Annotated in this window: 21 protein-coding genes; 20 read left to right on the top strand and 1 reads right to left on the bottom strand. The window is 40.1% G+C overall.

Annotation, left to right across the window (positions count from 1 at the left end):
- Nucleotides 1-166 precede the first annotated feature (166 nt).
- The 4 genes from QR40_RS05235 to QR40_RS05250 all read left to right on the top strand — a co-directional run bounded on the left by QR40_RS05235 (nucleotide 167) and on the right by QR40_RS05250 (nucleotide 5,178).
- Nucleotides 167-1,000 (top strand): alpha/beta hydrolase, encoded by an 834-nt coding sequence (locus QR40_RS05235; RefSeq protein WP_081820380.1) that lies wholly within the window; start codon nucleotides 167-169, stop codon nucleotides 998-1,000.
- 73 nt (nucleotides 1,001-1,073) lie between these two features.
- The gene (locus tag QR40_RS05240) at nucleotides 1,074-2,852 is read left to right on the top strand and encodes a sensor histidine kinase (RefSeq protein WP_044293767.1); all 1,779 of its coding nucleotides are present in this window, start codon (nucleotides 1,074-1,076) and stop codon (nucleotides 2,850-2,852) included.
- Nucleotides 2,853-2,867: 15 nt separating this feature from the next.
- A complete protein-coding gene (locus QR40_RS05245) occupies nucleotides 2,868-3,620 on the top strand; it encodes a response regulator transcription factor (RefSeq protein WP_027296123.1) in 753 nt (250 codons plus the stop codon).
- 370 nt (nucleotides 3,621-3,990) lie between these two features.
- Nucleotides 3,991-5,178 (top strand): uroporphyrinogen decarboxylase family protein, encoded by a 1,188-nt coding sequence (locus QR40_RS05250; protein ID WP_044293769.1) that lies wholly within the window; start codon nucleotides 3,991-3,993, stop codon nucleotides 5,176-5,178.
- An 86-nt stretch (nucleotides 5,179-5,264) separates the two neighbouring features.
- Here the strand turns inward: QR40_RS05250 and QR40_RS32815 are convergent, their stop codons facing one another.
- The gene (locus QR40_RS32815; protein ID WP_063837570.1) at nucleotides 5,265-6,641 is read right to left on the bottom strand and encodes a VanZ family protein; all 1,377 of its coding nucleotides are present in this window, start codon (nucleotides 6,639-6,641) and stop codon (nucleotides 5,265-5,267) included.
- A gap of 266 nt (nucleotides 6,642-6,907) precedes the next feature.
- Here QR40_RS32815 and rpsL point away from each other — a divergent pair, with 266 nt between their 5' ends.
- The 16 genes from rpsL to QR40_RS05335 all read left to right on the top strand — a co-directional run bounded on the left by rpsL (nucleotide 6,908) and on the right by QR40_RS05335 (nucleotide 22,734).
- Nucleotides 6,908-7,330: a 30S ribosomal protein S12 gene (gene rpsL / locus QR40_RS05260; RefSeq protein ID WP_027296125.1), complete on the top strand. Its 423-nt coding sequence runs from the start codon at nucleotides 6,908-6,910 to the stop codon at nucleotides 7,328-7,330.
- A gap of 203 nt (nucleotides 7,331-7,533) precedes the next feature.
- Nucleotides 7,534-8,004, top strand: a complete 471-nt coding sequence (gene rpsG, locus QR40_RS05265) for a 30S ribosomal protein S7 (RefSeq protein WP_027296126.1) — start codon at nucleotides 7,534-7,536, stop codon at nucleotides 8,002-8,004.
- A gap of 91 nt (nucleotides 8,005-8,095) precedes the next feature.
- Nucleotides 8,096-10,213 (top strand): elongation factor G, encoded by a 2,118-nt coding sequence (gene fusA / locus QR40_RS05270; protein WP_027296127.1) that lies wholly within the window; start codon nucleotides 8,096-8,098, stop codon nucleotides 10,211-10,213.
- A gap of 135 nt (nucleotides 10,214-10,348) precedes the next feature.
- Entirely contained in the window at nucleotides 10,349-11,542 is a 1,194-nt protein-coding gene (gene tuf / locus QR40_RS05275) for an elongation factor Tu (RefSeq protein WP_027296128.1), read from the top strand.
- A 258-nt stretch (nucleotides 11,543-11,800) separates the two neighbouring features.
- The gene (locus QR40_RS05280; protein ID WP_027296129.1) at nucleotides 11,801-12,307 is read left to right on the top strand and encodes a CarD family transcriptional regulator; all 507 of its coding nucleotides are present in this window, start codon (nucleotides 11,801-11,803) and stop codon (nucleotides 12,305-12,307) included.
- Nucleotides 12,308-12,628: 321 nt separating this feature from the next.
- Entirely contained in the window at nucleotides 12,629-12,832 is a 204-nt protein-coding gene (locus QR40_RS05285) for a helix-turn-helix transcriptional regulator (protein ID WP_027296130.1), read from the top strand.
- Entirely contained in the window at nucleotides 12,829-13,287 is a 459-nt protein-coding gene (locus tag QR40_RS05290; protein ID WP_027296131.1) for a DUF6773 family protein, read from the top strand. The genes QR40_RS05285 and QR40_RS05290 overlap by 4 nt, the downstream gene beginning before the upstream one ends.
- A 302-nt stretch (nucleotides 13,288-13,589) precedes the next feature.
- Nucleotides 13,590-14,264, top strand: a complete 675-nt coding sequence (locus QR40_RS05295) for a response regulator transcription factor (protein WP_027296132.1) — start codon at nucleotides 13,590-13,592, stop codon at nucleotides 14,262-14,264.
- The gene (locus QR40_RS05300; protein WP_044293773.1) at nucleotides 14,261-15,175 is read left to right on the top strand and encodes a sensor histidine kinase; all 915 of its coding nucleotides are present in this window, start codon (nucleotides 14,261-14,263) and stop codon (nucleotides 15,173-15,175) included. The genes QR40_RS05295 and QR40_RS05300 overlap by 4 nt, the downstream gene beginning before the upstream one ends.
- Nucleotides 15,176-15,245: 70 nt before the next feature.
- Nucleotides 15,246-15,932, top strand: coding sequence for an ABC transporter ATP-binding protein (locus QR40_RS05305; protein ID WP_044293775.1), 687 nt, complete (start codon nucleotides 15,246-15,248; stop codon nucleotides 15,930-15,932).
- Nucleotides 15,929-18,526 carry an ABC transporter permease gene (locus QR40_RS05310; protein WP_044293777.1) on the top strand — a complete coding sequence of 866 codons (2,598 nt, stop codon included), beginning with the start codon at nucleotides 15,929-15,931 and terminating at the stop codon, nucleotides 18,524-18,526. The genes QR40_RS05305 and QR40_RS05310 overlap by 4 nt, the downstream gene beginning before the upstream one ends.
- A 96-nt stretch (nucleotides 18,527-18,622) precedes the next feature.
- Nucleotides 18,623-19,474 carry a metallophosphoesterase gene (locus tag QR40_RS05315; protein WP_044293779.1) on the top strand — a complete coding sequence of 284 codons (852 nt, stop codon included), beginning with the start codon at nucleotides 18,623-18,625 and terminating at the stop codon, nucleotides 19,472-19,474.
- 304 nt (nucleotides 19,475-19,778) lie between these two features.
- A complete protein-coding gene (locus QR40_RS05320; RefSeq protein ID WP_044293780.1) occupies nucleotides 19,779-20,732 on the top strand; it encodes an AEC family transporter in 954 nt (317 codons plus the stop codon).
- 196 nt (nucleotides 20,733-20,928) lie between these two features.
- Nucleotides 20,929-21,366, top strand: coding sequence for a GNAT family N-acetyltransferase (locus QR40_RS05325; RefSeq protein ID WP_044293781.1), 438 nt, complete (start codon nucleotides 20,929-20,931; stop codon nucleotides 21,364-21,366).
- 127 nt (nucleotides 21,367-21,493) lie between these two features.
- The gene (locus tag QR40_RS05330) at nucleotides 21,494-21,865 is read left to right on the top strand and encodes a helix-turn-helix transcriptional regulator (protein WP_044289678.1); all 372 of its coding nucleotides are present in this window, start codon (nucleotides 21,494-21,496) and stop codon (nucleotides 21,863-21,865) included.
- Entirely contained in the window at nucleotides 21,859-22,734 is an 876-nt protein-coding gene (locus QR40_RS05335; RefSeq protein WP_044293783.1) for a methionyl aminopeptidase, read from the top strand. The genes QR40_RS05330 and QR40_RS05335 overlap by 7 nt, the downstream gene beginning before the upstream one ends.
- Nucleotides 22,735-22,791: the final 57 nt, after the last annotated feature.

The raw sequence follows: 22,791 nt of genomic DNA on the forward strand, positions 1-22,791 counted from the left end.
TAAACGGCCTATAGATAGGGAGAAGACCTCTGTTTATAGGTCTTTTCCTTTCAGCACTCCCCTATTTCCCTTCAAATAGATATGGTGTATAATAGAGAAAAAATAATAACAGAAATTTCAGGCATACTCTGAGATGAATGGTCCTAAAAGGGCAGAAGGGAGTTATATGATTTACAAAGAAATGAATGTAGAGGCAGCGTATGAAAAGGCAGGTGCCGATCATGGAAAATATCAGCCCAGATTATTTGGGTATATGTATAGTGACAGTGAAGAACTGAAAATGTCCGGGAAAAGACCGGCAGTCATTATCTGTCCGGGAGGTGCATACCAATTTAAATCTGACCGGGAGGCTGAACCGGTAGCAATGCGGTTTTTAGCAGCAGGTATGCAGGCATTTGTATTGCAATACAGTGCCGCACCATCCAGATATCCATGTGCTGTACTTGAGCTTGCCACATCCGTAGCTATGGTTCGTGAACATGCCAGAGAATGGGGGATTGATCCGGAAAAGATCTTTATTTGCGGATTTTCTGCAGGGGGACATTTATGCGCTTCCCTTGGAACTCTATGGAAGGATGAAATATTTACACAGGTGTTTGGAACAGAAAACTTAAATTATAAACCATCAGGAATGATTTTATGCTATCCGGTTATTACGATGGGTGAATTTACCCATAAGGAGTCGCGCGCAAATCTGACGGGAACAGACGGTTCCACGGAACTGAGTGAAAAGTTATCTCTGGAGAAGCAGGTCACAGCAGATACGCTGCCCACATTTATATGGCATACCCAGGAAGATAATGCAGTTCCCGTAGAAAACACGCTATTGTTTACTTGTGCACTGCGCAAATACAGAGTGCCTTTTGAACTACACATTTATGAAAAAGGCGGACATGGATTATCCCTGTGCGATGAGACTACAGCGGGTAACCAGGATCAGATCGTACCGGATAATGCAGGATGGATCGACCATGCCGTGAGATGGCTGAAGCGGTTTTAAAGAGTCCTTCACAGGCATTTTGCATACATGCGCTTTTGTGAAAAGAGGATTATGAAGTGGCAGAGTGTGAACTATGATAAAACAGAAAATCAGTACAAAGCTTTCTATGACCTATGCTGTTTTGACGATCTTGTTTATTGGAATTGCAGCAGTTATTTTCTATAAATATAACCAATATAATATCCATCAGGATGGAGTCAGCAATATTGGACAGATCGCCGAAAATGTAATGGCTCAGGCAGACAGCCGCCTTACGACCATGGATCAGACGGCGATAGACGTATTGTCAGATAATCATTTTCTGGACCTGTGGGATCAGGCTGTGGTTTCGTCCGGTGATGAAGTGGGCAAAGAAATACGAAAGCTTTTGACTAAGGCATATATCAATAAATCGGATATAAGAAGGGTTTCGATTTATGGAAAAGATGGCACATTTTACAGTACCGGGAAAACGGATGTAAAGAAAGATGATGTAAGAGAGCGGATACAAATGATAGAAAGCCAGTATCCGATGAAGCAGATGAACAGCCGGGTCTATTTAAAGCCGCATCTCGATTATTGGAACAAGAGCAGCGAAGTCCTTGTTGTGTCTGAAATTAAGCCGGTTAAGGACAGAAATACTGATATTATCGGTTATCTGGAAGTTCAGCAGAATGCTTTTTATATGGATAATATCTGTAATGTAAAGTGGAATGGCAAAGGCTTAAAAGTCATGGTATTTATGGAAGAAACAGATGAGCTTTTCTATACCAATCTTCCCGACAGTAAAAGAAATGATACTTATATCCAGCAGGTGAAGGATTTTACCAGGCAGTATTCCAAGATAAAAGAAGACAGCCATTCACTATTTTCCACGGCATCATCCAATTATTACGCCTGTAAAACAGTGATCATTCTGGATAAGAATGTTCTGAATGAGTCCTTGAACAAGATGCTGGGAGGAATTATTGCCATTACCTTAGTGCTGATAATTGTCACTACATTTTACAGCTTCTGGACGACCAGGATGATTATGCGTCCGATTAATCTGCTGGTAAAGACCATGCAGAATACAGATCTGACGAATTTCAGACAAAAGAGGGAGATAAAAGTTAAGGATAAAGAAACAGAGATTTTGGTGAATTCTTTTGAAGATATGGCAAAGCGGCTGGAGGATGCTCTGGTAAAGCAGAAAAAACTTGAAAATGTCCAGACAAAAACATTATTTAGTGCCCTGCAGTCGGAAATGGGTCCTCATTTTCTTTACAACAGCCTTGGAAGTATTGCTAATTTGTGTGAGCGTGGGGAAACAGAAACGGCAGCAGATGCATGCTACAGTCTGACGGAGATCCTGAGATATGCATCCAATTATGAGACATCCGAAGTAACCATAGGGGAAGAAATAGAGAACCTGAAGGCCTATATGTCAATTATGAAGAGCCGCTACCAGAAAAGAATCGAATTTGAAATGCAGATAGATGATGACACCAAATATATTATAATACCGAAGCTGACTTACCAGCCGCTGGTGGAAAATGCCATCAAGTACAGCCTGATGGAACATGAAAAAGTGATAATTAAGATCTACACAGTGGTACTGGGCGATAAGCTGGTTGTAGAAATAAAGGATAACGGGTGCGGCATCAGCAAAGAAGCCGGAGAAGTAATCCGTGAGAGAATTGACGAATTTCACAATACAGATAAAGCCACCTATATAGCAGAGCAGATTCAGTTTGGAGGAATGGGGCTGAGCGGGACACTGATCAGGCTTTCGATTTATTATGGAGACAGTTTCTGGTATGAACTTCAGGATAACAATGACGAGGGCGGCACCAGTATTCTGTTTGGCATGAATATTAGTAAATACAGATAAAAGGAGTGGGTAAAGATGTATAAAGTATTGCTGGTGGATGATGAGCCGGCAGCCCTTGATATGGAAAAAAGAGCAATTCAGAAGAGGACGGAATATTTCCAGGTATCAGGAGAAGCATATAACGTAAAAGATGCCATTGAACTTTACCATAACACAAGCCCGGATGTTGTATTAACGGATATGAAAATGCCAAAACAAAATGGGATTGAGCTTATAAAATACATTGCCGGACAGGAAGAAAACAGAGCGGTCTGCATAGCAGTAAGCGGTTACGCCGACTTTGACTATGTACACGATGCATTTTCCTATGGAGCATTTGACTATCTTCTAAAGCCGGTGGAGCCTAAGAAAATTGAAGAACTTTTTGTAAGGATCCGAAGGCTTTTGATCTCTACAAGAGAAAATCCGTGTACTGTAAAACTACCCCAGGGCAGGCTAAGTACCGAACAATTAGTGAAAAAAGTAGAAGAGCATATCCGCAAAAATATTGCCGGAGACAATAGCATACTGAATATCTGCAGTATATTTTCTATCAGCCAGCCTTATCTGAGCAAAGCATTTAAAACGCATTTTAACTGTACCTATAACGAATATCTCATCGGTATCCGTATAGAGGAAGCAAAGAAGCTTCTGGATCGGAAAGAAGAGTATCTCATAGGGGAAATAGCCGAGTTATTAGGCTTTTCCGACCAATTTTATTTTAGTAAAGTATTTAAAAATGCAACCGGGTATACCCCTCGTGAATACCGTGCAAGGAATGATAAATGAGTTTTGTATTTTATATATTTCAGCTTTGATTTTACATGTACTTTTTCACTATTTACTTTTAAAATGAACCTATAAAGAGGATTGCAGAGGAAAGTGTGAAAGAAAACCGCTTTCAAACTACTGATTCGGGAATAGCACAAGCCTGCTTGCGCTATTCATGGGGTTAAGTGTGAAAGAAAACCGCTTTCACACTACTGATTTGGGAATAGCACAAGCCTGCTTGCGCTATTCATGGGGTTAAGTGTGAAAGAAAACCGCTTTCAAACTATTTTCTGGTGGTAGTATTGCAGGTTTACCTGCAATATGCAGCGGTATAGAAATGAATCTTAACTGAGGCTCTGGAATTCGGTAAATGGAGAAGGAGGATATAATGACAAATAGGGAGCGTGAAAATTTAACTTTGAATTTTGGAAAGCCGGACCGAGGTGCTGTGGAGGAAACTTTTTATCCCTGGGTATTAACGAAGAACCGCTTTGTGGAAGAGGGATTTCCATCAGATATCGCACAAAATGCAAAAGATATTACCAATGATATTGTAGGAAATAAAGCAAATCAGACTGAAATGTATCTGGCGGCAGCATGGGGGCAGGGAGTCATGGAATATGAGCAGTATCTGGGATTTGATTCAGTAAGGCGGATTCATTTTGTGCTTCCTTTTCGCAGATTTGAAGAAAAGATACTGGAAGATACCGAAACCTATCTCATTAAGCAGGATATATACGGCAGGCAGATGATGCAGAAAAAGGGTTCGGAGATTGAAACAGAATATAAATCAGTTATTCAGAATGAAGCAGATTGGGAGAAGCTTAAATCTTATGCAGACAGAGAACTGGAGGCTTATTATAGTGATGAGGCTATAGAGGCTGCATACGGTTCCCTGAAGGAGGGTCATGACAGAGGAGACTACTCAATCCGGTTGAATCTGGAAGGTTTTTTCTGGGTTCCCAGGGAATTAATGGGGATAGAGGCACATTTATATGCATTCTACGATGAGCCGGATCTGATACATGATATCAATGAGTATATATTGCAGGTGTACACTACAAAAGTAATAAAAATCGTAGATCTGCTGCAGCCGGATGTTGTTTATCTGATGGAAGATCTGAGTGGAAAAAACGGACCGATGATATCAGGGGAAAACTTTGATGAATTTGTAGGCGATTATTACAAAAGACTGATTCCATTGCTGAAAGAGCATGGGGTAAATAATGTTTTTGTGGATACGGATGGAGACTTTACCATTATGATCCCGCATTTTTTAGAAGCAGGGGTGGATGGTTTTCTTCCCATGGATGTGAATGCCGGAATGGATATAGTTAAAGTGAGAGAGCAGTTTCCCAGGCTGAAATTTATCGGCGGATTCAATAAGCTTATGATTGCCGAAGGAAAAGAAGCAATAGACCGGGAATTTGACAGAATCCTTCCGGTGATACGGGGTGGGGGTTATATAGTGGGCTCTGATCATCAGGTGGCACCATCTACATCTCTTAAAGATTATCAATATTATATACAGAAATTAAAGGAGGTAATGAAGCAGGCTGGAAGGGATGTAAGATAAGAAGCAGTTCTGTCTCAGTTTGAAAATACGGAGATTAAATAGAAAAAGCCAACGCAGTTTATAATCATATACTGCATTGGCTTTTATTATTTCCGGTTAAAAAGAGACTGGATTTTAGATACGATATCCACGTCATCATCATCGTCCGGCCGCTGTGAATGTTTTTTCGCTGCGCTGTAATCATCTTCCGGATCGCTGTCATCAGAAGTTTCATATTGCTGGTGCCGGTCATAATACTGTGTCTGGTCTTCAAAATAATCAGCGGAATGGTAATTTGCATAGTCCTGGTCGGAACTGCAGTTGTTAAAATCCTGTTGCTGACCTCCAAAATTTTGTTGAGGACCGCTGCCGAAAGGCTGGCTGTTAAAATCCTGTTGAGGACCGCCGCCGAAAGGCTGCCCGTTAAAATTCTGCTGAGGACCGCCGCTGTAAGGCTGCCCGCTAAAATTCTGCTGAGGACCGCCGCTGTAAGGCTGCCCGTTAAAATTCTGCTGAGGACCGCCACTGTAAGGCTGTCCGTTAAAATTCTGCTGAGGACCATCGCTGTAAGGCTGTCCGTTAAAATTCTGCTGAGGACCATCGCTGTAAGGCTGTCTGTTAAAATTCTGCTGAGGACCATCGCTGTAAGGCTGCCCGTTAAAATTCTGCTGAGGACCGCCGCCATTAGGCTGCCCGTTAAAATTCTGGGGGTTATTTCTATAATAGGGTTGCTGATGATTATAATTTTGATAACCCGGATCCTGACTGTAAGGTGTATGGCCATCGTAACCGGTATATTGCTGGTCATAGGAATAACTGTTGTCTTTGCTGTTTTTCTGCGCTTTTCTAAATGTTCTTGATTTAGATGCAGATTTTGGGATATCATTATAATAAGCATGTTCTTCCTTATAATGGTATTCCGGTGCGTTGGCTGTGTAATTTTTGAACTTATGGTTTTTGTGTTTTACTTTTGTGATTCTTTTTACCTTTGTTTTTTTCTTTCTCGGCTTAAAGATCGTCATTCGACCGGTCCATCCCACCATCCGGACGAGTACAATACCGAAAAAGACTCCAACACTGTCAATCCCGACATCCCGAAGGGAAGGAGAGCGGCCTCCCACGAAAGATTGGTGGTATTCATCTCCCAGGGCAAAACCGACGCATAGGATGCCGGCTACAAGCATAAGCCAGATACCGTGCAGCCCGTACACATATAATGGAAAGGATACTGCCACAGCGAGAGCAAAATATTCGGTCATATGTGCTAATTTACGTGTGATAAAATTGATTTTATTGGCCCATTCTTCTATTTGCCACTGTTCCAGATTGGCGTCGAAGATATAATCTCCTGCTTCTACAATTTTACAGCTGACTTTAAAACTCAGCTGTCCGGAAACATCTCCGCTTTGGCTGGAAAAATTAAAAATAAGGCACATTAAAAGTATAGCTGGTATAAATGATAATGGTTTTAATAATTTCCTCATAATATATCGCCTCCGATTTGCGCCTATCATAGCATTCCTGACGTTTGTTGTCTACCGGCTTAAGAAAATTATAAGGTATTTTGGGCAAAAAACTTTGAAAAATACTGGAAAGTGCTTGACATTAGAAATGCATGTGGATATAATAAATCAGTGTGCGTGAATTTTAATCTAATTTCATGCATCATAAAATAAAATTAAAACAGCAACCACATGTACAGAAAGAAAAAAATTATGTTTTTGTACAAATAAAACAGGAGGTGAAAGGAATGCCAACATTTAACCAGTTAGTAAGAAAAGGTCGTCAGACATCTGAGAAAAAATCAACTGCACCAGCTCTGCAAAAAGGATTTAACTCCTTAAAGAAAAAGAGTACGGACGTATCCGCACCACAAAAAAGAGGTGTATGTACAGCAGTTAAGACAGCTACACCTAAGAAACCTAACTCAGCTCTTAGAAAGATCGCCAGAGTTCGTTTATCTAACGGAATCGAAGTAACAAGCTACATCCCAGGTGAAGGACATAACCTTCAGGAGCATAGCGTTGTTCTGATCCGTGGCGGTAGAGTAAAAGACTTACCAGGTACAAGATATCACATCGTTCGTGGTACACTTGATACAGCAGGCGTTGCAAAGAGAAGACAGGCTCGTTCTAAATACGGAGCTAAGAGACCGAAAGACGCTAAAAAATAATTCGTAACAATTAAATTATAAATTATTCGTATCACAAACAGAACTACAAACAAAAATTGTGCCGGATTTCTTATTCACCCGTGGTTGCAGGTTAATATAGAAGCTTTCGTGCACGAAACACAAGTAGAACGACACATGTGAGTACCGATGAATTAATCAAGCAGTCTTAATTGGCTGCGATAATAATTAAGGAGGGAAGTACCGTGCCACGTAAAGGACATACTCAAAAAAGAGACGTATTAGCAGATCCATTATACAACAACAAAGTGGTTACAAAGCTTATCAATAACATTATGTTAGATGGTAAGAGAGGTGTAGCTCAGAAAATAGTATATGGAGCATTTGACAAAATGGCTGAGAAATCAGATAAGCCAGCAGTCGAAGTATTTGAAGAAGCTATGAACAACATCATGCCTGTACTCGAAGTAAAGGCAAGACGTATTGGTGGAGCAACATACCAGGTACCTATCGAAGTTAGACCAGATAGACGCCAGGCTTTAGCTCTTCGTTGGATCACATTGTATTCTCGTAAAAGAGGAGAAAAAACAATGGTAGACAGATTAGCAAATGAGCTTTTAGATGCATCAAACAATACAGGCGCATCCGTTAAGAAAAAAGAAGACATGCACAAAATGGCAGAAGCAAACAAAGCATTTGCTCACTATCGTTTCTAATTATATAAAAAATATAAATGAGCGGTGCCGGCCTGTATTGGCCGGCTTGTGACAAAGCGGAAAGCTTTAAATTATTTAGGAGGAAATAACCTTGGCTGGAAGAGAATATCCATTAGAGAGAACCAGAAATATTGGTATTATGGCTCATATCGATGCTGGTAAAACAACATTGACAGAGCGTATCCTGTATTACACTGGTGTAAACTATAAAATCGGTGATACTCACGAAGGTACTGCAACCATGGACTGGATGGAGCAGGAACAGGAAAGAGGTATTACAATTACTTCAGCCGCTACAACATGTCACTGGACATTGCAGGAAAACTGCGAAACAAAACCAGGTGCTTTAGAGCATCGTATCAATATCATTGATACTCCAGGACACGTTGACTTTACAGTAGAGGTTGAACGTTCCCTACGTGTACTCGACGGTGCTGTCGGTGTATTCTGTGCTAAGGGCGGTGTTGAACCTCAATCTGAAAATGTATGGCGTCAGGCTGACACTTATAATGTACCTCGTATGGCATTCATCAATAAGATGGATATCATGGGTGCAGATTTCTACGGTGCAGTAGAACAAATTAAAAACAGATTAGGTAAAAATGCAATCTGTCTTCAGCTTCCAATCGGAAAAGAAGATGATTTCAAGGGAATCATTGACTTATTCGAAATGCAGGCTTATATCTACAATGATGAAAAAGGTGAAGACATTTCCATCACTGAGATTCCGGAAGACATGAAAGATGATGCTGAATTATATCGTACAGAATTAGTAGAAAAAATCTGCGAGTTAGATGACGATTTAATGATGGAATACCTGGAAGGTGAAGAACCATCCGTAGAAGCATTAAAGGCTGCTCTGAGAAAGGGTACCTGCGAATGTACTGCTATTCCTGTTTGCTGTGGTACAGCTTACAGAAATAAAGGTGTTCAGAAGCTGTTAAATGCAATTCTTGAATTTATGCCGGCTCCTACTGATATCGCTTCTATTGAAGGAACAGATATGGAAGGAAATCCGATCGTAAGACATTCATCTGATGATGAACCGTTTGCAGCATTAGCATTCAAGATCATGGCTGACCCATTTGTTGGTAAGCTGGCATTCTTCAGAGTTTACTCTGGATCTATGAACTCAGGTTCTTATGTATTAAATGCAACAAAAGGCAAAAAGGAACGTGTTGGACGTATCCTTCAGATGCACGCTAATAAGAGAGCAGAACTTGATAAAGTTTATGCAGGAGATATCGCAGCAGCTGTAGGCTTTAAGTTTACAACAACTGGTGATACAATCTGTGACGAACAGCATCCGGTTATTCTGGAATCCATGGAATTCCCAGAACCAGTTATCGAATTAGCAATCGAGCCTAAAACAAAAGCTGGTCAGGGCAAGATGGGTGAAGCTTTAGCAAAACTTGCAGAAGAAGATCCTACTTTCCGTGCACATACAGATCATGAAACAGGACAGACAATTATCGCAGGTATGGGTGAACTTCATCTTGAAATTATCGTAGACAGACTTCTTCGTGAATTCAAGGTTGAGGCAAATGTAGGTGCACCTCAGGTTGCTTACAAAGAAACCTTTACAAAACCTGTTGATGTTGACAGCAAATATGCAAAACAGTCCGGTGGACGTGGTCAGTACGGTCATTGTAAAGTTAGATTTACACCAATGGATCCAAATGGCGAAGAAACATTCAAATATGAATCCAGTGTTGTTGGTGGTGCTATTCCGAAGGAATATATCCCAGCAGTTGGTCAGGGTATCGAAGAAGCATCAAAAGCAGGTATTCTTGGCGGCTTCCCAGTACTTGGTGTTAATGCAAACGTATATGATGGTTCTTACCATGAAGTCGATTCAAGTGAAATGGCATTCCATATCGCCGGATCTATGGCATTCAAGGATGCTATGAGAAAAGGTGATGCGGTATTATTAGAGCCAATCATGAAAGTGGAAGTTACTATGCCTGAAGATTATATGGGTGATGTTATCGGTGATATCAACTCCCGTCGTGGTCGTATCGAAGGTATGGAAGATATCGGTGGTGGTAAGCTTGTAAGAGGTTATGTTCCGCTGGCTGAAATGTTTGGTTACTCTACAGACTTACGTTCCAAAACACAGGGACGTGGTAACTACTCTATGTTCTTTGAAAAATATGAGCAGGTTCCGAAGTCTGTACAGGAAAAAGTATTAAGTGCTAAGTCCAAGTAAGTAATTATATCGTTATTTTAAAAAATTAGGCTTGAAAATATCTTTGATTTGAAATATAATCAAAGATAGCCTAATGAAATAAAAAACCAAAAAGAAAGCCTGATACAGGCGCATATTATAAGGAGGACATTCAAAATGGCTAAAGCTAAATTTGAAAGAAACAAACCACATGCTAATATTGGTACCATTGGACACGTTGACCATGGTAAAACAACTTTAACAGCTGCAATTACAAAAACTCTGAGCGAAAGAGTTGCAGGTAACGCAGCAGTTGATTTCGAGAATATTGATAAAGCTCCAGAAGAAAGAGAACGTGGTATCACAATCTCTACAGCTCACGTTGAGTACGAAACAGATAAGAGACATTACGCACACGTTGACTGCCCAGGACATGCTGACTATGTAAAGAACATGATCACAGGTGCTGCTCAGATGGATGGTGCTATCCTTGTTGTTGCAGCTACTGATGGTGTTATGGCTCAGACAAAAGAGCATATCTTACTTTCCCGTCAGGTAGGTGTTCCTTACATCGTAGTATTCATGAATAAATGTGATATGGTTGATGATGAAGAATTACTTGAATTAGTTGATATGGAAATCCGTGAATTATTAAGCGAATATGAATTCCCAGGCGATGATACACCAATCATCCAGGGTTCTGCTTTAAAAGCTCTTGAAGATCCAAGCAGCGCTTGGGGAGACAAGATCATGGAACTTATGGACGCAGTTGACAGCTGGATCCCAGATCCTCAGCGTGCTACAGATCAGCCATTCTTAATGCCAGTCGAAGACGTATTCTCTATCACAGGCCGTGGTACAGTTGCTACAGGTAGAGTAGAACGTGGTATTCTTCATGTATCTGAAGAAGTTGAAATCGTTGGTATCAAAGAAGAAACAAGAAAAGTTGTTGTTACAGGAATCGAAATGTTCCGTAAACTTCTTGACGAAGCTCAGGCTGGTGATAACATCGGTGCGTTACTTCGTGGTGTTCAGAGAACAGAAATCGAAAGAGGACAGGTTCTTTCCAAACCAGGTACAGTTACATGCCATACAAAATTTACAGCACAGGTTTACGTATTGACAAAAGATGAAGGTGGACGTCATACTCCTTTCTTCAACAACTACAGACCTCAGTTCTACTTCCGTACAACTGACGTTACAGGTGTTATCAACCTTCCAGAAGGCACAGAAATGTGCATGCCTGGCGATAACGTAGAAATGTCAATCGAATTGATCCACCCAATCGCTATGGAGCAGGGTCTTACTTTCGCTATTCGTGAAGGTGGACGTACAGTTGGATCAGGCCGTGTTGCTACAATCGTTAAATAATTAAAACAATTTAAATAGATACATTAGTCCAAGCGTAAGATGAGGACTGCCACATTAATTACATTATTGTGGTAGTCCTTTTTCTGTTGTACTGGCTATTGGTTATTATTATCTATAGATCCCGATATAGCTATTGTGACTTTTGACCCTAGGAAAAAAGCAAAAAGTGTGTTATAATAGGATAGTAACTTGCTGCTGCGGTATTCAAAGCATTGGCTATTGGAGTAGTTCTTCCACGAGGGAAGTAAAGAAAGTAAGGTGCTTATATTGTTCAAAATTAATGAAAGTGTAGTTTATGAGGGAAGAGGCGTATATAATATTGAAAAAATTGATATGTTGGATTTCCTTAACACAAATGAGATGTACTATATTTTAAAACCTGTTTGTAATGATGGTGGTACCATTTATATCAAAACAAACAATGACAAGGTATCCATGAGAAAAGTCATAACAAAAGAAAAAGCCGAGAAGTACCTTGATGATTTACCAAAAATGACGGGTATTTATGACGAGAATGATAGAGTAAGAGACAAAGAATATCAGAGTGTACTGAAGTCATGTGAATGTGGAAAATGTTTTGGCATGTTAAAAGGGATTATGCATGCACAGAAAAACAGACAGGAAAGTGGAAAAAAGCTGAGTATAAGTGATGACAAAAATCTTCAGAGGGTAGAGCATTTACTTTTTTCAGAACTTGCAGTAGTTTTTGACACAACAGTTGAGAGAATAGAAGCACAAATTGCAAAGCTATTACAGGTTGCCTAGTTAATAGCTGTGAAATAGAATGAGATCCGCTGCAGGGTCTCTTTTTTTTGTCAGAAAACAGCATAAAAGCAGTGACTGAAGTCCATGTGAGTTAAACTTCTTACCTTCTTACAATGTGATACAGCGTCATACAGCCTCAATTGTTAATTACAAATATGGCTTTTTGATTTACAAAGTGGCATCTCGTCTTACATGTGAGTCAGCCGTCATACAGGTGAGTAATATAGTTCGCAAATGTAAAATATAGTATATAAATGCAATATATAGTTGACATCTATTCATTAATGGTAGTATACTAGACTAAGAAAAAGGTGGTGGGATATGAAAAACTTGAAATTAAAAATTGCGAGGATGGAAAAAAATCTTTCGCAAGTACAGTTAGCAGAGATGACAGGTGTTACCCGGCAGACGATTGGTATGATCGAAGCCGGTGATTTCAACCCATCACTCAAACTTTGCATTTCTATATGCAAAGCTTTAGGTAAGACACTAAACGATTTATTCTGGGAGGAGGAATGGCTATGAGAGAAAATAACCTGGATGAAAGAGAGAAACAGAAATTAGCGGAAATAGGAAAACGTAGTTTCTGGTTTATGGTAGTTATCTGCCTGGTAGTAATAATTGTGCAGGATTTTATTTTGGAATCTGATTCAGGAAGTACTCTGGGGGAAACGGTTATATTACTGGCAGGTATTATCGTGTATCAGGTTGGGTGCATCCGGGAAGGCATCTGGGATGGTTCCAATGCACTAAGAGGATGGAAGGGTAGTTTATTTTATGGGTTTGCCGGTTCAGGAATATTCAGCCTGGCTTTTTGGGCAATACTGATTTGCAGTAAGGGCGAAAAGAACTTCAGTATAGAGAAAAGAGTTGGAACCGCATTTATTATCTTATTTTTACTCATATTTTGCTTTACCTGGGTTTTTGATCATTTTGTGAGAAAAAAACAGGAGAAAAATGAAAGCAAGTATCTGGATTAGTACTCCGGGAAGGTTAGAAAATGCCAGTTCTGCGGTAAGCCCTCCAAACGCCTGCCATGGTTCGCCCCTACGCTTTCCGAGCACTACATCTATCTGCAAAGCGTCGCCTACTCAGCTAACACCATTTTTAAGATAAAATTGTTCGATCTAGAGCGTAAAAAGCGTAATCTTTGTAGCAGAAGATTATGCTTTTTTTACGTAAGCAAAAAATCTTATATATTTTTGCAATCATTCTCTGGATTGTATTGAAATTAGAATGGGGGTGGAATATGATGTACTTATCGAATGGAAGAGGTGATGGAATGGAAAGAATATTAATGATAGAAGATGATATAGACCTTATGGAAGGTGTGGTATTTTATTTGGAGTGTGAGGGATATAGTCTGGATAGGGCTGTCTGTAAAAAGGAAGCAAAAGAGAAAATAGATAAGGAGAATTACTCTCTGCTTATCATGGATTGTAATCTTCCGGATGGAAATGGTTTTGAATTGTGCAGGGAGGTGAGGGAGTACAGTCAGATTCCTATTCTTATGCTGACAGCCAGGGATACGGAGATGGATGAAATCAAAGCCTTAGAATTAGGGGTAGATGATTTTATGACAAAACCATTTTCCTTGTCTGTTCTGAAGGCCAGGATAAAGAACTTGTGTAGAAGAAGAGAGAATGCATCTATTATAAACTCCAATGGAGTCACGATTGATAAGGGTAGGGGAAAGGTATTTAAGGAGAATGAGGAGATTTCGCTCAGCACAGTGGAGTATAAGCTTTTGGTATATTTTGTGGAGAATAAGGAGCAGATTTTATCCAAAGAGCAGATATTGAATTGGGTCTGGGATCAGGATGGTAAATATGTGGATGAGAATATTGTTTCCGTAAATATCAGAAGACTGCGAATGAAGATTGAAAAAGATTCTTCTAATCCCCAATCTATTAAAACGGTGCATGGGATGGGGTACATTTGGAGAGAGAAAAAATGATTGCATATGTATTATTTGTGATTTGCATAGTTCTTCTTGGAATGCTGTGCTATTACTACAGGAAGAAATATCTGAAACTGTATTTTAATATTGATAAGATGCTGGATGAATTGCTTAGTGAAAGAGCTGTCTCTCAATCAGATTTAAAAGAGGGAGAAGCATCGGCTCTAGCTGGAAAGATGATGCGTGTTCAGGAAAAACTGAATCTTGAAATATGCCAGGCAAAAGAGGAAAAAGAAAGTGTAAAGAGCCTCATTTCTAATATGTCTCATCAATTAAGAACACCCTTGTCTAATGTTATGATGTATCAGGAACTTTTAGAAAATCAGACATTGGATCCAGAAAAAAGATCTGTTTTTCAAAGAAAGTTAAAAGAACAGACGGAAAAAATAAATTGGATTTTACAATCTTTGTTTAAAATGGTTCGGCTGGAGGAGGGGGTAATTCAATTTGATGCGGAACCTCATCCGGTCAAAGAAACTTTAAGAAAGGCGATTAATTCTGTATATGAGAAAGCCGTTTCCAAAGAAATTGAAATTATTACCCGGCAATTTGATGAAATTTCACTGGTTCATAATGTGAAGTGGACAGCGGAGGCGCTGGAGAATATTTTGGAGAATGCCGTGAAATATTCTCCCAGGGGAAGCCGGATTGAGATTTCAATAAAACAATTTGAAATGTACAGCCAGATTAGAATTAGTGATCAGGGAATTGGTATTCATGAAAAAGAATTTAACCATATCTTTAAACGCTTTTATCGAAGCAGGGAGGTACAGGAACTGGAAGGTTCGGGCATAGGGCTATACCTTGCTAAATTGATTCTGGAAAAACAGAAAGGATATATAACAATTGAATCTAAGCCGGGGGAGGGCAGCTCTTTTTTGGTGTTCTTACAAAATTGTAAGAACTGAGAATCTATTTGTAGTAGATATGAAAGACTTGCCTGCTACAATAAAGAAAAAATGGAAAAGAGGCGGTCCGATGAAGATATTAGAAATAAGGGACATAGTTAAAGTATATGGCAGCGGTGAGAATTCGGTTCAGGCTTTGCACCATGTCAGTTTTTCGATTGAGCAGGGAGAATTTGTCGCTTTGGTGGGCACTTCCGGTTCCGGTAAGAGTACATTATTAAATTTAATTGGAGGACTTGACAATCCTTCCGATGGAGAGATCATCATTCGAAACCACAATATAGCGGCATTGAAGAAAAAAGAGTTAACAATCTTCAGGAGGAGAAATATAGGATTTATTTTTCAAAATTACAGCCTGATGCCGGTTTTAAATGTTTATGATAATGTAGCGCTTCCCGTGACTTTTGATAAGGGGAAGCGCATTGACCATGTATATATCGGGGAACTGCTGCATGAATTGGGATTGTGGGAAAAAAGAGATAAATATCCCAATGAACTTTCAGGAGGACAGCAGCAGCGTGTTGCGATTGCCAGAGCCCTTGCAAATAAACCGGCAATTATCCTGGCGGATGAACCAACTGGAAATCTGGATTCCCGGACAACCATGGAGGTAATCGGTCTATTAAAAAACAGCAGTCAGAAATTCCATCAGACAATCATGATGGTTACTCATAACGAGGCGATTGCACAAATCTGTGACAGGATTATCCATATAGAAGATGGTGGAATTGTGGGAGAAGGCGGTGATATAGAATGAAAGCCAGTTATAAATTCTCAGTACGATACATCAAATTTTATAAAAGGCAGACATTGGCCATTCTCTTCAGTATCGTGATTTCAGTTGCTCTGATGACAGGGATCAGTTCACTTGTATACAGTGGAGAAAGAAGTAATCTGGAGAAAGACCGGACAGTTTACGGGGATTATCATTATTACATTAAGGCAGATTCAGACTTAATCCAGGAGATTCGGAGTAAAAAGAAGGGGGAGGAGTATAGAATCACCCGGCTTGGGGTATTTGAAAAGAAAAAGGTTATTCAGGAACCTTATATTTTTTCTTTCATCTACGCGGATGGAGAATATTTCTCCATTATTAAAAGGAAATTATTAAAGGGAGATTACCCGGCAAAACCTGGAGAGGTTATGTTGGATGAGTATACCATGCAAAATTTAAATATCAGCAATGAAATTGGTAGAAAAGTCATGCTGGATGGTAAAGAATACACCTTATGCGGAGTGGTTTCAAACCGATGGGCAACAGCAGTTGGCGGGATGGAAGGATTTGTAAGCAAAGACACAAAGGGGGATGGGGGAAAGCAATTTCTTTATATTAAGTTTGATGAGGAAAAAGACTTAAAGAGACAAAGAAAAGCATTTCAGAAAGAGTTTCATATTCCGGATGGGGGAATGATGGTAAATGATGCAGTTGTTTCATTTTTTGGAGATGGGCAGCCTTTCGGTTTTTGGAAGCTGATGACTACTCCAGGTTCTAATTTCACTACGGCATTAATGTACGCACAGGAAGAATTTAATCTGACTGTTAATGGGGTAATTATAATATTGTGCATTTTCAGCTCTTTTATTATATATAGTATCTTTCACGTGTCTATTATGAAGAGGACTTCCCAATATGGAATCATGGAGGCCCTGGGAATTGGGGATAAAGATATTTTCCGATTGCTGTTTATGGAACTTGGGCTGTTGTTTGCAATGGGATATCCAATTGGAAGTATCATCGGAAATGGAATTATCGGATTGTCTTATTCAAAATTTTCCAATGTGTTCGCAGATGCAGATGCGGTTTCCAAACATTTTTATATAAGCTATAAGGCGGTTATTCTGGGGGCGGTATTTTTAGGAATCCTGTTGTTCCTGATCAGCTTTATCAGTGTAAGAAGGTTACACAGGCTGTCTGTGGTTGATGTTATGAAAAACAGTAATCATAGTAAGAGAAGAAACAGAAAAAGTTACAGTACGAATACAGTGCAAATGACAGACGTGATTTCTAAAAAGTTTATGTTTGCAAGAAAAGGAACGTTTATCAGCATTTTGTTTTCCCTGTCTCTTGGTGGTATCATTTTTTTATGTACAACATATGTAACGGTAAATACCAGACATAATAATGAATTATCACTAAAGGCAGATGACGGGCTGGGATCGGATTATCAGATCTTTCTGGAGACTTCATCACTTCAGGATACAATACCTGAAAAGAGTGTATCAAATATAAAAAAAGTACTGGGAGTAGAATCGGCCCATCCGGTAAACTATTTTCTGGGCGAGCTTGAGATTGCCCGGGATACATTACAATGGAAAAACTTTTTTCCGGAAATAGCCAATGATCCGAACTATTTGCCGGACCCCAGAACTATGGAATATTTTAATGGGATCTGTACTGAGAAGCCGGATGGAGGATACGGAATTAAGAGCAATATTTATGGATACGATTCGCGAATGCTGGCGGGACTGGAATCATATCTTCTGGAGGGAAGGATAAATCCCCTGAAAATGCAAGAAGATAATTCAGTAATTCTGCGTACGCTCATGGATGGACAGGGCTATTATGATGGGTTGCTTATCCATCCCGGTGATACGATAACCGTTAAAGTGCCAAAAAGTCCGGATGTTCCGGAAGAGGCGGTGAAATTCGGAGATCAGGAGGACTGGTTTCTAGAAAAGAAATTCGTGGTATCGGCAGTTGTAAGTCGGGCAATGGCAAATAATCCGTATTTCATAGGGAATAGTGGGTTAGATTTGATTTTGACCAACCGTCAGATGGAGGAAAACTTTGGTATATCCGGTTACAACATAATCAGTGTAAAAAAAGGGACGGGGGATAGCAAAGAGATTGTAAAAGGAATCAAAGATCAGATCTATAATTTACCAAGATGCCTGATCAAAGACTATACGGCTGAAATAAAATTGCAAAACAGTTATCTGGAACAAAAAATGATATTCTTTTATGGGATAGCTGTGATCCTGTTAATGATCAGCTTAATGCATATTATGAATAGCATGAGCCATCTGGTTCTGTCCAGAAGGCATGAGTTTGGAATACTAAGAGCAATGGGAATTACAGACAGCGGATTTTTAATAATGATGTTAAAAGAAGGGCTGCTTTATGGTGTTTTTGCAAGCCTGCTGACTGTTCTGGTGTATTTAGGACTGGAGAGACTTTTGCTTTATTTACTTACCCATGTTTATTTATATATCAATCCTAATCAAAGGACAAATATTTGGATAATAGGAGGAATTATAATACTGAACCTGATAATTAGTGTTGGTGCAGTGTTTATCCCGGTGAAGCAGGTACTGGGGGATTCCATTATTGAAGAAATTAACAGAGAATAATTATTAATGGAAACAGGGGCTTGATAAAATCAATTTTTTGGATATACTTATAGTAAGACTGAAACAGCGGACAGTGGCAGAAAGAAGAGTGTGACAATGCGGATTGGATTTATATCGGACCTTCATATTGATTTTAACAGGCAGTTTGATTTCCTTAAGATTTTGCCTGAAGTGATAGCGGACAAGGGGCTGGATGTGGTTGTTTTTCTGGGGGATACATCTACGGGAGCCCAAGATGCACTCAGATTTTATGATAATATAGCGGATAGGACCAGGGCACAGGTGCGAATTGTTCCGGGAAATCATGACATGTATGTGGAGAATCTGAGAAGAAAAAACAGCGCTCAGATTAATAAAGAATCCAGTGCCTTTCATGACAGTATACTATTTCACAGAAAGTATTCCCTGATGGAAAATCCCATTGTAACAAAGCAATGGTACATTACGGGGATCTGCGGCTGGTTTGATTACAGCTTTGGAAGGAAGCATTCAGGGGATAATCCCAGGAAGGCGGCGAATAATCTAATATCCCGATATCTCTGGCCGGATCAGAAGGTAATCCATGGGGGTGTGATTGATTATGAACGGGATGTCAGGCTGGTAATGAAGGATATCAGACTGATTCAGAAGTCCTTCCAAAAGGAAGCCGCCAAGGGGAAAAAGCGCTGTGTTGTCATGCACATGCTGCCAACCAGTGATCTTATCCGTTCTTATCCAATTCCCTTTTATGGTAAATTTATCAATCAGCTGGGTAGTGAAAGATACCGGTATTTTTTTGAAAAGAATGATGTTTCCTTAAGCATCAGCGGTCATTCCCATATGCCAATGAAGATCTTAAAAAACGGCATCCGGTATGTCAATGTTTCACTGGGCTATACATTCCAATGGACGAATCCGGCAGATGCTTATGGGGAAATTTCGAAGATCATATATATATTAGAAGATTAAGAAACATAATCAAAGACCAGAAGAATAGCGTTAAAGAAAATCGAACGATCCGAAACAACGGTTAATAAATCAGAAAGGATATCCAATAAATGTATAAGATTCCCACCATGTTATTATGTGATATAGCTTATTTTTTTGCGAAGGTTTTTCGTTTTAGAAGAAGGAAACATTTTTAGATATCCAACACAGGCAGAAGAAAGTGCAGGTATGAGGTATGATATGAATTTTCGATTCATAATTTTACTTTTTGGGATATTTGGGAGCGAGTTTATCTGGGGTAGACATCATAGAAAGAGGAAAGATTATGCTATGGAATAGTATTCAGAGTGTTTTGTCACTGTTGATTATGATTGGAATCGGATGGGTAATTGCTGGCAGGGCATGGTTTGGAAAGACCGGAATGGATGTTTGTTCTAAATTCTGTGTCAAAATAGCCATACCCTGCTATATGTTTTATAACGTACTTACAACCTGTAAAGACCGGGAAGAATTATTACGGATTGTAACAAAGCTTCCCATACCGGTCATGGTGATTCTGGTATGCCTGGGAATCAGTGTCCTTTTAGCTGGGCTTTTTCGGGTAAGTGCAAGCCGCAGAGGGGTGTTCATTAATGCAGTGACCTTTTCTAACACAACCATTGTAGGTTTTCCGGTAATTATAGCATTGATGGGAGAAAAGGCGCTTTCAGATGCTATGGTGTATTATATGGCGAATACCACATTATTCTGGACGCTTGGAACCTGGCTGCTGCGCAGGGATTCCGGTGAGAAGACAAAGTACGGTTGGAAAAAGGAAATAAAAAATATCTTTTCGCCTCCCCTTGTGGGGTTTCTGCTGGGGGTGGCCGTGGTGCTGTTAAAAATAAATCTGCCCGATTTTCTGATGAGTTCCATAAGCTATGTAAAACAGTCGACAACAGCACTGTCCATGGTATTCATTGGAAGTGTTATCCGTATGACTGATCGAAGGGAAATCCGGTTTTCCAGAGAGCTGGTTATGATACTGGCGGGACGTTTTATTATCGCGCCTGCGATTATGTTTGGACTGTGTCTCCTTCTGCCGATAGATTCCCAGCTTCAGCTTGTATTTTGTATTATGACAATCATGCCCGCCATGACCCAGCTTGGGATTATGGCGAAAGAAAGCGGAAGCGATTACTCTTTTGCTTCGGTTGTAATCACTGTAACGACTGTTTTAGCAATGGCAGCGATACCGCTTTATATGCAGATATTTGGAAGCGCATTCGGAGTATCGTAAGAGAAGCCAGAAAACCAGATGTACAGGAAGCCGTGAAGTCAAGGAGCCGTGAAGTCAAGGAGCCGTGAAGTCAGGAAGTCAGATGTACAGGAAGGCAGGAAGCCGGGGAGCAGATGTACAGTAAGCCTTGTGGCCATGAATTTGGAGGCGCGGAGATGAACCAGATAAATTAAATCTGAGAAAGGTTGTTACATATATGGAATTTTATGAAATGAAAGAGTCAATGGTTTTAGAACTGGCAAATATGTTTATGAATGCGTTTAATGCACCTCCCTGGAATGATAAATGGACAGAAGAGACTGCAGGAAGAAGGATACGCCAGATGATTACCGGTGACAATGCTTATGGCATTGCCGGATATGTGGATGGAAAGCTTTGCGGTATGATCGTGGGGAGAGAAGAACAGTATTATGACTGCGTACACTTTGAAATCAAAGAGTTTTGCATGGATATTAGCATGAAAAACAAGGGATTGGGAAGTATTCTGTTAAAAGAGTTTGAGAACAGGCTGAAGGAAAAAGGCATAGATAAAATAATCCTCTGGACCAGCCGGGATCCACAGACGGAAGGATATTATCAAAAAAAGGATTATGAAACCAGTGAATACCTGACGGTGATGGAAAAAATACTTTAGGGCATGCTCGAATGCACCATTATTGTGCAATTTATATCAAATAAAAAGATAGGGATTCTGATAAAATAGTATCAGGTATAGAATGAATTGGGATATTCAATGAATGAAAAAGGCAGGGTAGAAAGATATGTCAGTTAAAACAGTAAAGAGTATGATCGCATGGGTAGAAGAGAATATAAAAGGAAACCCTACCTTGGAGGGAATGTCCTGTCATGTAGGATATTCTGCATTTTATTGTTCTGCAAAATTCCATGAATATACCGGGATCTCTTTCAAAAAATATATAGCCACCCGAAAATTATGTCTGGCTGCCGAAGAGATTGCAGCAACGGACCAAAGGTTTTTGGACATTGCAGTGGAATACGGATATTCTTCCCAGGAGGCATTTACCAGGGCTTTTGTGAAACAGTTCGGAAGAACTCCGGGGCAATACCGAAGATATGGGATGAGAGAGGGGAATATTGCGGAGGTTAGAGAGAAAGGGAGTAAGATATGTTGAAAAAACTGGGCAGAAATGATGTGTGCTGGTGTGGAAGCGGTAAAAAATATAAGTTATGCCACGAAGGATTCGATGGAAAATTACAGGAACTGAAGCGAAAAGGATACCGGATTCCAAACCGGAATATGATTAAGACAAAAAAGCAGATAGAGGGAATACGGGAAAGCGCAAAAATAAACATTGCCATTCTGGATGAGGTTGCAAAACATATACAGGCGGGCATGTCCACAGAAGAAATTAACAGAATCGTTCACGAAACTACAATTACATTGGGAGGAATTCCGGCACCGCTGGATTATGAAGGATTTCCCAAAAGCGTCTGTGTTTCCATAAATGAGGAAGTATGTCATGGAATCCCGGATGAGGAGCGGATTTTAGCGGATGGGGATATTGTAAATGTAGATGTTTCCACCATTTACAATGGGTATTTCTCAGATTCGTCCAGAATGTTCTGTATCGGTGAGGTCAGCCAGGAAAAAAAGAAACTGGTGGATATCACCAGGGAATCGATTCAGATTGGACTGGATGAAGTAAAACCCTGGCAGCCCATCGGCAATATGGGGCATGCCATCCACGCATATGCCATGAAAAACGGGTATACAGTGGTTAGAGATATCGGAGGCCACGGTGTAGGACTGGAGTTTCACGAAGACCCATGCGTCAGTTATGTTACAAAACCGGATACCGGAGTGATCCTGGCACCGGGCATGATTTTTACGATTGAGCCTATGATAAATATGGGAACGGATGAGGTTTTTGTAGATGATGAAAATGGATGGACGGTCTATACGGATGACGGGAAGCCATCGGCACAGTGGGAAGTGATGGTGCTTGTCACAGAAGAAGGATATGAGATTCTTGCCTATTGAGTTGTGTTATGCCGAAAAATCTCACGATAAGTCTATCTCGCAGATTCCGTCTGTAAT

This window comes from Robinsoniella peoriensis, from assembly GCF_000797495.1.
Lineage (GTDB): Bacteria > Bacillota > Clostridia > Lachnospirales > Lachnospiraceae > Robinsoniella > Robinsoniella peoriensis.